We start from the raw sequence: 15,050 nt of genomic DNA on the forward strand, positions 1-15,050 counted from the left end.
TTCCTCTCATTTCTAATTATCTTAGTAACTATTTCTAATAAGTCCAAATAATGTAAAAGAGACTGGACACACAATCACCAGCCTCAATTGCATCGAACTGTTAACTTATGATACTACATTTTGACTACTTAATTGAAGCTTTATCCCAAGCCCATTGTGGAGATGTTGGGAAGAATTGAACACCTTTGACTTTGGATTGCATCAAAGTTGATTGAGCTTGCTGATATAATGGCACAATCCCTTGATCATTCATTAAGATCTTTTCAGCTTGAACCATATCGTTCCAACGAGCTGTTTCATTGTTAGCATCGGTACTTTCAGACTTTTTAATCAAAGCATCATATTGAGCGTTCTTCCATTTACCATTGTTTTGTGAATTAGTTGATGTAAAGAGATCCAAGAAGTTCGATGGATCTGGATAATCAGCAATCCATGCAGTGATAACAAGATCAAATTGACCATTTTGTGAACGTGAGAGACGCGTCTTAAATGGCACATTTTGGTTAGTAATCTTTAGACCAGGTAATTTAGTTAATTGGCTTTGAACAAATTCTGTGTTCTTCTTTGCACCATCCGTATCATCAGATAATAAGGTAAGGGAAACAGATTTCTTGCCAGTTTCTTTCAATCCCTTAGCCCAGTACTTCTTAGCTTGAGCTAAATTATATTCAACTGCATCTTTAACATATGCTTGATCGGCAAAATCTTTACCATTATGCGACGACATCTTTGCGGGTACATATCCTTTAGGAGCAATTGAACCATCAGCTAACACTTTGTCAACAAACTGCTTCTTATCAATTGCAAGGGAAAGTGCTCTTCGAATATTCTTATTCTTAAACATTGGATCTTTCTTTTCGTTCATTTCCAAATAGAACGAGGAAGCTTCAAGATAATCATGATAATCTTTGTTATTCTTGTATTGCTTAACTTGAGTCCCATTTAACGTTGTAAAGTCAAGCTTATTACTTTGATAACTATTCAAAGCAGTTGAGGGATCCTTAATTGTCTGGAAGTTAACCGTTGACAGCTTAACCTTCTTAGCATCCCAGTATTTCGGATTCTTAACTAACTTGAATGTATCGTTGGTACCATTCCATCCCTTAAGAATAAATGGTCCGTTATACCCATTCTTAGTTGCATTGGTAGCATAATTAGAACCATACTTCTGAACAATAGATTTCTCTTGTGGGAAGTAGTAGCCCTGCGCAACCATGTATTTAAAGAAACTTTGTGGCTTGTTCAAAGTAACAACTAATTTATAATTGCCATCTGCCTTAACCCCTAACTTAGAGGGTGACATTTTGCCAGCTGAAATTTGAGTGGCGTTCTTAACGTTACCAAATATGTATGCATATTGTGAAGCAGTCTTGGGGCTGACTGTTCTCTGCCATGCAAAGACAAAATCTTCCGCAGTAACTGGTTTGCCATCATTCCATTTTGAATGACGCAAATTAAATGTCCATGTTTTACCACCATTAGAAATCTTGTAACTCTTTGCAACTCCGGGAGTTACCTTACTGTTCCCCATGCGAAGAAGACCCTCATTGGTCGCATTAGCAACTTGTGATGAATAAAGATCAGTCATCTTTGATGTATCCATGGTTGAAATACTTGATGGAACCATCCAATTTAACGTTTGTTTCTTAGTACCTGTGGATGAGGATTTGCTCCCACATCCCGCGAGAACTAACGCTGATAATAGCGCTACCCCACTTAGTTTCGCGAATGAATTTAATTTCATATTGCGATACTTCCCTTCCAAATTTTCTTAACTAATTTTGTAATGCATCTATTTTAAATTAAAATTTGATTAAAAGCAATGCGATGATTAACTTTTTTTAATTTTTAATCTTTTCGTTATGATTAGATGCTTGATCTGTGAAACCTTCATTGCTAGTCGCACTTAGTTTAGATGCCCTTTTCGTATTAATGATCATACAAATCACCGATCTCATTTTAACAATAAAAACTCATCAACAGAATAATCCTCCTTCGAAAAAACCGTTTAAATCATTTGTTAACATTGTGTTCACATATTCGGTTAACAAAATAAGATTGTCCACAATTTTTTTATAGGTGAAAATATACATCATTTAGAGATAAAATGCAAAAAGCGTGCCGTCCCTCTGATCACATCTTAGGTTAGACTACTTTCTTATTTCGAGCAGATGAAACAGTGTTCGCAAACGCAAAAAAGGCCGAGGCAAATGAAAAATCGCCTCAGCCTTCACCTATTTACTTATCTATGTTTAAAACTTATTTGACTGTTACTTTGCTCCAGTCCCAAATTGGCGCCGTTGGGAAATACTGAATCCCTTTAATACCGGATTTAACCAGTTGTGGGGTTGCTTGTTGGTATAGCGGCACAATTCCCTCATCGTTTGCCAATACCTTTTCTGCCTTCACCATGTCATCCCAACGCTTATTAGCATTATTCGCATCCTTACCTTCAGCATCAGCAACCAACTTATCATACTGGGCATTCTGCCATTTTCCATTGTTGTATGAGTTATCAGATGTCAACAACGATAAGAATGTGATTGGATCTGGGAAATCGGCAATCCAAGCGGTCACTACCATGTCAAACTGACCATCGGCCGATCGTTGTAGTCGTGTCTTATATGGTAGGTTTTGATTGGTTACTTTAAAACCGGGCAGCTTTGTCAGCTGACTTTGGACAAATTCAGTCGTTCGCTTACCAGCTTCAGTATCATCAGCCATTAGGTTAAAGGAAACTGACTTCTTACCAGTTTCTTTTAATCCCTTCGCCCATAACTTTTTAGCTTCCACCAAATTTTGAGATGTCGCACCTTTAACTTCTGCTTGGTCAGCAAAATCCTTACCATTATGAAGTGACATATTGGCGGCAACCAGTCCCTTTGCCGGAACCGAACCGTCAGCGAGGACTTTATCGGTTAATTGTTGGCGATTGATCGTTAAAGAAATTGCTTTACGAATGTTCTGATTTCTAAAGAAGGCGTATTTCTTCTGATTCATTTCCAAATAGAAGGTTGCCGCGTTCTTTCGTAACACAAAGTCTTTATTAGTCTTATACTGCTTAACTTGTTGACCAACCAGTGGTGTTACTTGCACTTTACCGCTTTGATACTGATTCAAAGCAGTGGCCGGGTCTTTGGCAACCTGGAACTTAATCTTATCCAGGGTGACCTTCTTGGCATTCCAGTAATGCTTATTTTTAACCAGACTCCAAGTATCATTGGTTCCAGTCCATCCCGTTAATTTGAAAGGTCCATTATAAATCATGTCCTTGCTGGTCGTCCCATATTTACCACCGTCTTTTTTAACGACTGATTCCTTTTGTGGGAAGAAATACGACTGGGCAACGAGGTATTTAAAATAACTTTGTGGTCGAGCCAACGTGACAACCAATTTGTAATTGCCATCCGCCTTAACCCCTAACTTGGATAATGGTAATTTACCTTCATTAACTTTAGTTGCATTGGCAACATGGTCAAAGATGTAAGCATATTGTGATGCTGTTTTAGGATCCAAGGTCCGCCGCCACGAATAAACAAAATCCTTAGCTGTTACGGCAGTCCCATCACTCCATTTAGAATGTCGTAAATTAAATGTCCACGTTTTTCCATCTTTAGAGATCGTATAACTCTTGGCCACTCCCGGAACAACCTCATTATTCTCTGCCATTCTCAGTAGTCCTTCATTAGAACCATTTAAGGTTTGACCGGAAATTTGATCAGTTGCTTTTGATAAATCCATTGTTGGCATGTTACTACTTTGAACCCACGTCAACTCATTCTTGCCGCTTTTAGTTGCTGATGACTGACCACAACCAGCAAGAATTAACGCCGAAAGTGCAGCAATCCCGCTAATCTTTGCAAATGAACCTAGCTTCATAAAAAATACATCCCTTCGATTATGTCTTTGATTAATGAACAAGTTTAAATTTTAAATGAAAATTCGATTAAACGCAACATGAATTTGTAATGTATTCCAAAGATTCTATTTTAAATTCATCATAATTACTTGTGCGCATGCTGTAAACAAGCCACCAATCGATTAAGAAAAAATGAGGCTAAACTTCTCCAACAACTCACTTTGATCGCAAAAATTAGGTTGAATTCGGACATCCTATAATAGGTTGAATTTTTTAATCACCAAATAGATTAGTTACGTTTTACAATTAACCATCATTTATGACAAAATATTTGAAGTTAACCTTGGGGTTTGATAAAGTAACAGCCTGATTATTAATCATCATTGTCCCAAATCCTAGATTCACTATGAGAATTATTTTTAAGCAGTATCAAAGAAACATCAACAACTGCATCTCGCAAAACTCGTCCTAGAGACAAAAATACGATCCCGTTCCACAATAAGGTTAATAGATCCAATCATACGACTCTATTAGCCTTATTATCACAGAAACGTAACAAAAGTGATTTGTCTACGATTTTCTTACACTTGTGTGTTATACTTGAACAGAAAAATTTCTTAGGAGGACTTCATGGACTTAACAGATAACTTAACACCAGTCGTTACGATTGGCCTAAATCGAAATTCAAACAGCTTTGACTATTCAATGACCGAATTAAACAACCTAGTTGAAGCAAATAATATGAAGGTCGTTGAAAGCTTGGTTCAAAAATTGGATAAGCCAGACCCAGCTACTTATTTTGGCAAGGGAAAAATCGAAGAGTTAACCCAAGTGGTCATCGATGATGGTGTTAACACCATTGTGGCAAATGATGAATTATCACCCAGCCAAATTCGAAATATTGAAAAGAATACAAAGGCCCGGATTATTGACCGAACTGGCTTGATTCTTGAAATCTTTGCCAACCGGGCACAGTCCCGGGAAGCTAAATTGCAAGTTGAATTAGCCAAGCTAAAGTACCAGCTTCCCCGTCTGCACACCAGCGCCAGTCAACGGCTTGATCAGCAAACCGGTACTAGTAGTGGCGGCGGCTTCACCAACCGTGGTGCCGGTGAATCACAATATGAATTAAACCGACGAACGCTGGAGAAACGGATTACCCACGTTAACGCAGAATTGAAAGAATCCTCCAAAGCTGATTTAACCAAACGCAAACAGCGTGACCGCAGCGAAACGCCAACGGTTGCCTTAGTCGGTTACACTAACGCGGGCAAGTCAACCGTCATGAACGGCATGATTAACTTATATGGTGAAAACGAAGATAAACAAGTGATGGTCAAAAATATGTTATTTGCGACTTTGGACACCTCCGTAAGAAAGCTGACCTTACCGGATCAAAAACGGTTTTTACTGAGTGATACGGTTGGTTTTGTCAGCCAGTTACCCCACCAATTGGTCCAAGCCTTCAAATCAACGTTGGCTGAGGCTGCCAGTGCCGATTTACTGATTCAAGTGGTTGATTATTCCGATCCCCACCGTGAGTTGATGATGAAGACAACTGAAGAAACATTGGCCGAAATCGGCATCACCAACGTACCAATGATCGTTGCTTTAAACAAAGCTGACAAATTAGAAGTTCAATATCCTAATCGTGAGGGAGATAACCTCATCATGTCAGCAAACGATGAGGACTCACTAAAAGAATTAACCACCATGATTAAGGAAAAGATTTTTAAAGATTATCAGACCTTGTCGTTATTAATTCCGTTTGATAAGGGCGACGTCGTTTCCTATTTAAATGACAACACTAATATTTTAAAAACTGACTACCGTGATGATGGGACAGTCATCAAAGCGGAGCTAAAAGATGTTGATGCAAAACGGTTTGCTAAGTATGTTTTAACAACCGACTAATCACTAATCGTTAATAACAGAGAGGAAGAAATTCGTTATGAAACAACAAAAGGAAGTGTCGCTTGACCGGGACCTTGGCCTCTGGTCAGCGTTATCGCTAGTAATCGGAACGATTATCGGTGCCGGTGTCTTTGTTCGCCAATCAGCCGTCTTGGATGATGCCGGCTCAACCACAATGGGGTTACTTGCATGGCTGGCGGGTGGTATTTTGACCATCACTGCCGGCTTGACGATCGCCGAAATTGCATCGCAAATGCCAGAGACCGGCGGCTTGTACGTTTATATGGAAAAGATCTACGGAAAAGTCTGGGGGTTCTTATCCGGCTGGATGCAGATCATCATTTATGGCCCGGCCATGATTGCTTCACTAGGAGCTTATTTAGCAATTTTACTTTCTGATTTTTTTGGCTTCCCAAGCAAATATAATGCATTAATTGCCATTGGCACCATCATTTTAGTCGGCATTTTAAATCTATTCTCTAATCGCTACGGCGCAACGTTTGCCATTATTACCACAGTTTGTAAATTAGTTCCGGTCGCCGCCTTGATTATTTTTGGCCTCTTTTTTGGTAACAAAAGTGCCTTTGGCCAAAGTATTTCTGAAGTTCATCAATCAGCCGGCAACTTTGGTGTTGCTATTTTGGCAACCTTATTTGCGTTCGATGGCTGGATTTTAGTTGCCAATCTGGGAGGCGAAATTAAGAATCCGCGTAAACGGCTTCCCCAAGCAATCACATTTGGAATTTTAGCTGTTTTAGTCATTTATATGTTGGTTTCATACGGTGTTTACCGTGCCGTCCCTGCTGAACAAATTCATAAATTAGGTACCGGAGCGATCCCTTACCTCGCCAATCAAGCTTTCGGAGAGATTGGCGGTAAGATCCTCAGTATCGGAATTATTATTTCAATTGTCGGTTGTATGAATGGTAAAATTATGACCTTCCCACGAATTATGTACGCAATGGCTAAGCGTAAGCAGCTGCCATTTTCAAAAACGTTAGCTTACTTACATCCAAAATCGCATACCCCAATTTTTTCAACCATTGCCGAATTAATCATCGTCGCCATTATGATTATCTTTTCAAACGCTGATCGGTTGTCAGAATTATGTATCTTTACCGTTTATTGCTTCTACGTAATGGCATTTGTAGGTGTTTTCCTTCTTCGGAAACGGAATCCCAACACAAAGCGCGTTTTCTCAACACCATTATTCCCACTCACACCGATTGTCGCAATTTTTGGTTCACTATTTGTCATTGGCAGTGAAATCATGTCAGACTTGCCGGGTGTCCTCACATCATTTATCTTTGTTGCTGTCGGCGTCCCTGTTTTCTATTATGAAGTTAAGAAAAACGGTATTGTCGACATTAAAAATGAAGATGCCCCAATCGACGAAGATGATCAAGATAATTCAGTAAAGAGTCAAAACTAAATCTGAGTGCATCAATTAGCATTCATCCCAGAACGTAACAAAATAAAATCAATATTTCTTAAACAAAAACCAGTTAGTGACTGACTTCAATCAGTCCTGACTGGTTTTTGCTGTCTCCAAGGAACCTATTCCTTTATTATTTGCTGCCACAGCTTCCGGCCGTATAAGCCACTCAAACTAATCTTCCAAAATCGGGAATATTGATGTTGGTTTGGGCCTCCGAGTTGAAACGTGCAAAAGTGCCACAGCTTCCGGCCATATAAGCCGCTCAAACTAATATTCCAAAATCGGGAATATTAGTTTGAGCGGCTTATATTCTGGAAGCTAACCGTGGCTTTTTGCACTCTCCCTCTCTGTAATCCCAATCCCCGTATACAGCAAGTCAAACTGATCCAGCTTCCCCCCTAACAGCGTCTGCATTCCCTTGATGCCCATTTCTCGAAACGACTGCGTGACACTTGTTATTCTCGGTCGGACAATGTTACACAAATAAGTGCCATCGATGCTGACCACTGATAGATCGTTTGGTACCTTAACATTAAAGGCCTGAGCTTGATTAAGGATCCCAATTGCTGCCAAGTCACTTGAGGCAATTACTGCCGTTAGCTGAGTCTCTTCACCATATTGTTTCATTGCCAGCACGCCATCTTCATACGCAAAATCGCCATCACTGACCCAATCAGGGCTTGTGGGAAGTTGGTACTCATCCATCGCACGCCGATACCCCGCTAACCTTAACTGGCCGGTAAACGATTCCAAATCAGCTGCCGCAAAGCCAATTTTGACGTGACCTTTCTCAATTAGATAAGTTGTTGCTTGATAACCGATTTTAAAATCATCTGACGAAATAAACGGAAAGCGATGGTTGCGAAAACAAATTGATAGAAATAAAAATGGAATATTCGCCGACCTTAGCAAATTATCGTTGCTGGGATCCAAATCAATCGCTACCAATAAAATTCCTAGAACAGACCGTTCAATTACGGTTTCAAGGGCTCGCTTCTGTAATTTGGCATTCTTCTCGCCAGCATACAAAATGATCACATTCAAATCTTTTTGCATGGCTTGCTCCTGAATGCCATCAATGATCTGATCCGCAAAATTCGTTTGGGTTGAACTCACAATCACGGCAATGGTTTTGCTGGTCTTGGTAACCAGTTCAACTGCACTTGTATTCTTCTGATATCCAAGTTTTTTAGCCGCCCGATGAACCCTTCTGGCGGTCTTTTCTGAATAAAAATCGCTTTGTCCGGATAAGACACGCGAAACAGTTGCCGGTGACACCCCCGCTAACTCAGCAATATCCTTAATTGTGGCTCCCATGATAACCGCTTCCTTTCCCGTAATCTCGGACACTTCGGCTCTTATCTTACCACAATAAACTTGTATATTTCCACAAACGTTTGTGTTGGTGATATAAAAGAGTTGCAAGCGATTGCAATTGATGATATTATCATCACTGTAGAAATGAATGAAACCGTTTTCTAACAATTCATGAATTGGCCAAGTTGTTAGGAATCATTCATTCAAAGTTGTTTTTAGAACTGTTTGAAGGGGATTGTTTCTTCATTAGATTGTCCCAGCTCAATTAACATGTTTAATTTCAGTCAGGTCAACACACTGATCAACGAACCTTCAACGTTCAATCATTTATAAGAACCATTTACTAGGGAGGAATTTTCATGATTGCTAAAGAACAAATTGGTAAGGCCGCCAACACAGCCTCTGCCCAATCTGAAACTAAAACGCAACATAAAGGATTACCAACATTAAAATTAAGCACCATATTCGCAATGACATTTGGCTTCTTCGGTGTCAATATGGCCTTCTCACTCCAATCCTCACAAATGGGACGGATTTTTCAGACCATTGGTGCCGACCCAACTAAACTGGGATTCTTCTTTATTCTTCCGCCACTTGCGGGAATGGTCGTTCAGCCTTTAATTGGAAAATATTCAGACCAAACTTGGAATCGATTTGGCCGACGGATGCCTTACTTAATGATTGGTGCACCAATTGCTGCACTTGTCATGATTCTGTTACCCAATGCCGGTTCATTCGGCTTTGGGTACGCCTCATTAGCAGCACTAATGTTTGGTGCAATTACGATTCTCTTCATGGATCTCTCATCAAACGTCTGCATGCAGCCATTCAAGATGATTATCGGTGATATGGTTAATGAGAGCCAAAAAGACAAAGCATGGTCTTGGCAACAATCATTTTCAAACCTTGGTGGCGTGCTTGCAACCATCTTTCCATTTCTGTTAACCTGGATTGGTGTTTCTAATGTTGCCCCTAAAGGTGAAGTACCGCTGTCAGTTAAGATGGCCTTTTACATTGGTGCTGGTGTCCTATTATTGACATCACTCTACACAATCTGGTCAGTTAAAGAGTACGATCCAATGACTTATGCCCGTTATCATGGGATTCCAGAAGATAAAAAGAAAGAAAAGCAACCGAGTCTTTGGCACTTAGTTAAAACAGCTCCTCGTTCCTTCTGGGAAGTATCATTTGTTCAATTATTCGACTGGTTCGCATTTCAATATATCTGGACATACGGAACCGGTGCAATTGCCAAAAACGTTTGGAATACAAGTAATCCAGCATCTGCCGGTTATCAGGCTGCCGGAAACTGGTTTGGCATTTTAACCTGTGTTGAATCATTAGCTGCCGTTATCTGGGGCTTCATGGTTCTGTCACACACAAAGCCCACTCAACGTAAGTTCTGGTTCAGAATTGGTTTAATCATGGGTGGTGCCGGTATGGTTTGGGTTTTCTTCGTTCATTCACAGATGCTGCTCATCGTGCCGTTTGCTTTGATTGGTATCAGTTATCTGACCATGCAGACTGAAGCCCTCTCACTATTTACCGAATCACTTCACGGTGAAAACGAAGGTGCTTATCTGGGATTATTCAACTGCGGTATCTGCTTACCACAAATTATCGCATCAGTTGCCAGCTTCGCAATCTTCCCATTAATCGGCAAATCAATGCCTGGTATGATCGTAATTGCCGGAATCATGATGTTTATCGGCGCCTTAGCCGTCAGCGTCATTCACCCAGCCTACTCGGCAAAAACAGCAACAAAGTAAACTAAATTAATTTAAAATAAAAATGGAGGTTCAATTAACATGACACACAAATGGTGGCAAGATTCAGTCGTTTATCAAATTTATCCAATGAGTTTTCAAGACAGCAACAATGATGGCATTGGTGATTTACCAGGAATCAAACAACGACTTCCTTATTTGAAGAAATTAGGCGTTGATGTCATTTGGTTAAACCCAATTTACGAGTCCCCTAATAAGGACAATGGTTATGATATTGCTGATTATGAAGCTATTAACCCAATGTATGGCACAATGGCCGACTTCGATCAATTGCTTGAAGCGACACACAAAAGTGGCATCAAATTATTGATGGACCTGGTTGTTAACCATACTTCCGATCAACACAGATGGTTCCAAGAAAGTAAAAAATCACAGGATAATCAATATGCCGACTACTATATCTGGCGTGATCCGGTTGATGGTCATGAACCTAACAACTGGGGAGCTGCTTTTGGCGGTTCTGCATGGACCTATGTTCCTGAACGTGGCCAATACTACTTACATTTATTTGCACCCGGCCAACCTGATTTGAACTGGGAGAACCCCGACGTTCGAGAATCTATTTGGAGCTTAATGCGTTTCTGGTTGGACAAAGGCGTTGACGGTTTCAGAATGGACGTCATTAATCTGATTTCCAAACCAGCCGGGTTACCAGATGCCCCAGCTCCTGCCAACTATGCGACTGTTGAAAAGATGGTTGCTGACGGACCAAAGCTTAACGATTATTTGCATGAGATGAACGACAAAGTCCTTTCCCACTATGATGTGATGACAGTGGGTGAAATGCCGAGCTCCAAACCTGAAGATGCAATTGAATATACAGGGCTAAAGAGCAATGAATTAAACATGGTCTTCCAATTTGAACATGTTTCATTGAGTTCAAATCCTGATAAGCGTCTCGGAAAATGGAACGATGCCCCAGTTAAACTTACTGATTTAAAGCGGGCACTATCTCGTTGGCAAGTTGAATTGGATGGTCAGGGTTGGAACAGTCTTTACTGGAACAATCACGATCAGCCACGGGCTGTTTCCCGCTTTGCCAACGACGATCCTAAATATCGGGTTCGGGCAGCTAAACTGCTCGGAACGACCCTTCACATGATGCAGGGAACTCCTTATGTCTATGAAGGTGAAGAACTCGGTATGACCAACGTTCACTACACAAGCCTAGATCAGTATGAAGACTTGGAATCGATCAACAGCTATCACGAATTAGTCGATGAAAATAAATTTGTCGATGGTAAGACAATGCTGAAGTATCTAGCAAACGTCTCCCGTGATAACGCCCGGACACCAATGCAATGGGATGCCAAGGAAAATGCCGGTTTCTCCAAGGTCAAACCTTGGTTCGCATTAAATCCAAATTACACTGAAATTAACGTCGCCGGTGAACTTGAAGATCCTGAATCAGTCTTTTATTACTACCAAAAGCTGATTGCTCTGCGTCACGATTCCGAATTAATCCGTTATGGGACCTATGAGGAAATCGATCCGCAAGATGCCGAGGTATTTGCTTATCGTCGTCACTATGAAGACCAGACATTACTAGTCCTTAGCAACTTTACCGATCAAACTGTGACCCGCGACTACGATCAGGCAAACGCAACTGAGCGCCTAATCGGTAATTACGAGGATGATCAAGGTACAACACTTCGACCATATGAAAGTAAGGTTTACGTTTTTAAATAGCCAGAGTGGCCCAGCAAGCGGTTAGATCCCGGCCACGTTTCGGCTAAATAACAAGGCCAACAAGGTATTCCCGGTTTTGGAATATCAAGTTAGGGGGCTTATATGGCCGGAGCCTGCTTGCTGGGCCACGTTTTCTACTATGTAACAAGTTCAATAAGATATTTCCGGTTTTGAGTATTTGGATAATTCGGTTACACGGTCGGAAGCTGCCCTTTGTCCCGCATTTTTGCTTGATAACAATCGTGTTTACACTAACTGAGACTGGGTAAAATGACTATTATCCCAACCTCTCCCGTTGTGTAATCACGACTAATATTAGATGAACGTGAGATGGGAAACTAGTTTCTCGTCGCCTATCCGTAGCTCATTTTCGTAACCACCCGGCCGAACGCGTTATAATGGCGGTAACCAACATTAAGAGGAAGGTGATTGCATGGACTATTGGCTCTACCAAATGGAATGGGTTCTCCGTTTGTTCGTTGCGGCTATTTGTGGCGGCATGGTCGGTTTTGAACGGAAAGCCCGCCTAAAGACGGCTGGCATTCGAACCCATATGTTGGTGGCTGTCGGCTCAGCTTTATTTATGATCATCTCAAAATATGGCTTTTTCGACGTGACGACTCGCTCTGATATTGGGCTTGACCCTTCCCGAATCGCGGCTGGCGTTGTTACCGGAATTGGATTTATCGGTGCTGGTGCCATCATGACCCGTAACCACAAAATTGATGGTTTAACGACAGCTGCCGGCCTATGGTCCACGGCTGCCATTGGATTGGCGATTGGTGCTGATATGTTTATCATCGGAATCGCCGGGACATTGTGCATCCTCATCACTCAAACCATTGTTCGCCGAATTCGGGCTTTGAAACGGTATCCCAACCGTTCACTTCTTAGATTACAAATCACCGTTACCGGAAAATTAAAGGATATTGATAAACTTCCGATCCGCCTCCAAGACTTAGGAAGCATCAACACTCAAATGCGGATTTTAACTTATAATCCGGACTCCTTTTCGCTGGAAGTTCGTTTAAGATTAAAAAAGCCACGAAATCCCGATTCGTTTATCAAGGATATGGCTAAATTCAAGGATATTACCCATATTGAAGTTATCGATTGAGCTTTTAATCATTGCTGGCTGATTAAAAGCCTTGGTGGTAAACTCATTTAGTGGCGTTACAATCTTTTACAATTTCATATTCAAGCCCAAAAATATCAGCCATCATTTTAACGTTTTAGTTAATTGCATGGCTGTTTTTCTGGAGATAAATTGACATGAGGTGATCATTTGAAAAAATACGCCGCAATTTTTGTTGCGCTTGGTGCCATCAGCTACGGCATTCCCGGATCACTCTTCAAAATGGCCCGCGCTCAAGGCGTTCATGATGGGATGCTACTATGTCTCACCTTCTTAATCGCCTGGCTTTTCTTTGTCGTGGCCAGTGCGTTCCTTAAACCAGCCAAACGAAACGTCCCTGATAAACGAGAAAAATGGCTGGTGATTCTCTCTGGCAGTTCCATGGGCTTCACCAATACATTCTACCTGCTCTCGCTTTCATATGTGCCGGTTGCGGTAGCTGCGGTTATGATGATGCAGTCGGTTTGGTTAGCCATTATTTTTTCCAGTGTTTTTCATCGACGTTGGCCGTCCCTGCTTCAAGTATTCAGTATTGGAATTGTTCTAATTGGAACCGTCTTGGCAACCGGTCTTGTCCCAATCCACCAGACAGTTTCACTGGTTGGCCTAAGTCTTAGTTTCCTGGCTGCGCTGGCCTATGCACTGACTATCCAGTTCACGGGCGGGATTGGTCAGGATTTACATCCATTAACGAAGGCCCGATTAATGAGCTTTGGAGCGCTATTGCTAATTATCATAATCTGGGGACATACCTTGTTTGAACCTCAAAGCTTGATCATTTCACTAAAATGGGGTGGCATCACATCATTTTTTGCAATGATTTTTCCACTAACCAGCTTTTCCTACTTCATGCCCCACCTCGCCATTGGCATTGGACCGATTATCTCATCATTAGAATTACCGTCTTCGGTGATTTTTGCCTTTTTCTTACTGGCAGAAGCGGTATCAGGATCTCAAGTCATCGGTGTTGGCTTGATTATTATAGCCGTCATCATCACCAACCTGATTCCTGTGTTGATGTATCGACGAAAGTACCAAACACATAACTGATTTTTTCAATAGCATATCAAAATACCACCATACAAATAAGCCAGTCAAATGCCTAAAATGAGGACATTTGACTGGCTTATTAATTTATAAAATCATTTCTGCTAATAGTTAATTTGCTTACCGTTCCGCTGATTCGGCCACTTCTTCAGCCTGCTTAGCTTTTTTGCTGTTACTCTGACCCATTCGGTGATCCAGATATTCTGAAAGCAACGACAGCGAATAACAAACAATGAAGTACATAACAGCCAGTGCCAAGAACATTGGAATCGTGTAATTCGTATTTTGACCATAAATAATCTGGGCATGATTCATCAGATCCGGCAAGACAATAATGGTTGCCAATGAGGTATCCTTTACCAGTGAAATAAACTGACTAACAATGGCTGGAATCATGTTTTTAACGGCCTGTGGCAGGATAATAAACCGGAGTGCCTGCCAATACGATAATCCATTGGCTCTGGCACCTTCCATTTGACCAGTTGGAATTGAGACAATCCCAGCCCGGACGATTTCAGCGACCATCGCTGATTCGAAGATCGCCATCGCAATTACGGAGGCCCAAATTGGCGCTGGTTTAAACCCAATTTGTGGCAATCCAAAATACGTAAAGAAGATAATTAAAATTAGCGGTAGGTTCCGGATAATATCAATCACAAAGCCGACAATTGCCGATACATATTTAATTTGAACGTACCGAATTACTCCCAAAATCAAACCAAGAATATAACTCAGAATGATTGAGAGAACCGATACAACAACCGTTACCCAAGCTCCTTCAAGAAGGAACCGGATATTGACCCATGAGTATGCGCCTAACACATTGAACATATCAAATAGATGCAGCATAGTTTAGTTCCCCCT

Annotated in this window: 10 protein-coding genes; 6 read left to right on the plus strand and 4 right to left on the minus strand. The window is 41.2% G+C overall.

Features of this window, described 5'->3' with window-relative positions:
- Positions 1 to 124 precede the first annotated feature (124 nt).
- Together FC85_RS07180 and FC85_RS07185 are read right to left on the minus strand one after the other, a co-directional pair.
- Positions 125 to 1,744, minus strand: coding sequence for a peptide ABC transporter substrate-binding protein (locus FC85_RS07180; RefSeq protein WP_057864850.1), 1,620 nt, complete (start codon positions 1,742 to 1,744; stop codon positions 125 to 127).
- Between the two features lie 515 nt (positions 1,745 to 2,259).
- On the minus strand, positions 2,260 to 3,879 hold the full coding sequence (locus tag FC85_RS07185) for a peptide ABC transporter substrate-binding protein (RefSeq protein WP_057864851.1): 1,620 nt from the start codon (positions 3,877 to 3,879) through the stop codon (positions 2,260 to 2,262).
- Between the two features lie 610 nt (positions 3,880 to 4,489).
- Between FC85_RS07185 and hflX the strand changes: the two genes are divergently transcribed.
- The gene (hflX, locus tag FC85_RS07190; RefSeq protein ID WP_057864852.1) at positions 4,490 to 5,773 is read left to right on the plus strand and encodes a GTPase HflX; all 1,284 of its coding nucleotides are present in this window, start codon (positions 4,490 to 4,492) and stop codon (positions 5,771 to 5,773) included.
- Between the two features lie 37 nt (positions 5,774 to 5,810).
- Positions 5,811 to 7,205, plus strand: coding sequence for an APC family permease (locus FC85_RS07195; RefSeq protein WP_057864853.1), 1,395 nt, complete (start codon positions 5,811 to 5,813; stop codon positions 7,203 to 7,205).
- Between the two features lie 324 nt (positions 7,206 to 7,529).
- On the opposite strand, the gene FC85_RS07200 is transcribed toward FC85_RS07195, so the two are convergent.
- The gene (locus FC85_RS07200; RefSeq protein ID WP_057864854.1) at positions 7,530 to 8,528 is read right to left on the minus strand and encodes a LacI family DNA-binding transcriptional regulator; all 999 of its coding nucleotides are present in this window, start codon (positions 8,526 to 8,528) and stop codon (positions 7,530 to 7,532) included.
- Between the two features lie 359 nt (positions 8,529 to 8,887).
- Here FC85_RS07200 and FC85_RS07205 point away from each other — a divergent pair, with 359 nt between their 5' ends.
- The 4 genes from FC85_RS07205 (at position 8,888) to FC85_RS07220 (ending at position 14,189) form a co-directional block, all read left to right on the plus strand.
- Complete coding sequence (locus FC85_RS07205) at positions 8,888 to 10,297, plus strand: SLC45 family MFS transporter (protein ID WP_147008478.1); 1,410 nt, start codon at positions 8,888 to 8,890, stop codon at positions 10,295 to 10,297.
- Between the two features lie 39 nt (positions 10,298 to 10,336).
- Positions 10,337 to 12,004, plus strand: coding sequence for a glycoside hydrolase family 13 protein (locus FC85_RS07210; RefSeq protein WP_057864855.1), 1,668 nt, complete (start codon positions 10,337 to 10,339; stop codon positions 12,002 to 12,004).
- A gap of 433 nt (positions 12,005 to 12,437) precedes the next feature.
- Positions 12,438 to 13,121: an MgtC/SapB family protein gene (locus FC85_RS07215; RefSeq protein WP_057864856.1), complete on the plus strand. Its 684-nt coding sequence runs from the start codon at positions 12,438 to 12,440 to the stop codon at positions 13,119 to 13,121.
- A gap of 168 nt (positions 13,122 to 13,289) precedes the next feature.
- On the plus strand, positions 13,290 to 14,189 hold the full coding sequence (locus FC85_RS07220; protein WP_057864857.1) for a DMT family transporter: 900 nt from the start codon (positions 13,290 to 13,292) through the stop codon (positions 14,187 to 14,189).
- A gap of 117 nt (positions 14,190 to 14,306) precedes the next feature.
- On the opposite strand, the gene FC85_RS07225 is transcribed toward FC85_RS07220, so the two are convergent.
- A complete protein-coding gene (locus FC85_RS07225) occupies positions 14,307 to 15,017 on the minus strand; it encodes an amino acid ABC transporter permease (RefSeq protein ID WP_057864891.1) in 711 nt (236 codons plus the stop codon).
- Positions 15,018 to 15,050: the final 33 nt, after the last annotated feature.

The sequence above is a fragment of the Lentilactobacillus diolivorans DSM 14421 genome (assembly GCF_001434255.1).
GTDB classification, from domain to species: Bacteria; Bacillota; Bacilli; order Lactobacillales; family Lactobacillaceae; genus Lentilactobacillus; species Lentilactobacillus diolivorans.

Bases quoted from the DNA above. Each gene is read 5' to 3' on its own strand.
- FC85_RS07205 (WP_147008478.1), top strand. From the start codon at position 8,888: ATGATTGCTAAAGAACAAATTGGTAAGGCCGCCAACACAGCCTCTGCC.
- FC85_RS07185 (WP_057864851.1), bottom strand. From the start codon at position 3,879: ATGAAGCTAGGTTCATTTGCAAAGATTAGCGGGATTGCTGCACTTTCG.
- hflX (WP_057864852.1), top strand. From the start codon at position 4,490: ATGGACTTAACAGATAACTTAACACCAGTCGTTACGATTGGCCTAAAT.
- FC85_RS07225 (WP_057864891.1), bottom strand. From the start codon at position 15,017: ATGTTCAATGTGTTAGGCGCATACTCATGGGTCAATATCCGGTTCCTT.
- FC85_RS07210 (WP_057864855.1), top strand. From the start codon at position 10,337: ATGACACACAAATGGTGGCAAGATTCAGTCGTTTATCAAATTTATCCA.
- FC85_RS07195 (WP_057864853.1), top strand. From the start codon at position 5,811: ATGAAACAACAAAAGGAAGTGTCGCTTGACCGGGACCTTGGCCTCTGG.
- FC85_RS07215 (WP_057864856.1), top strand. From the start codon at position 12,438: ATGGACTATTGGCTCTACCAAATGGAATGGGTTCTCCGTTTGTTCGTT.
- FC85_RS07200 (WP_057864854.1), bottom strand. From the start codon at position 8,528: ATGGGAGCCACAATTAAGGATATTGCTGAGTTAGCGGGGGTGTCACCG.
- FC85_RS07180 (WP_057864850.1), bottom strand. From the start codon at position 1,744: ATGAAATTAAATTCATTCGCGAAACTAAGTGGGGTAGCGCTATTATCA.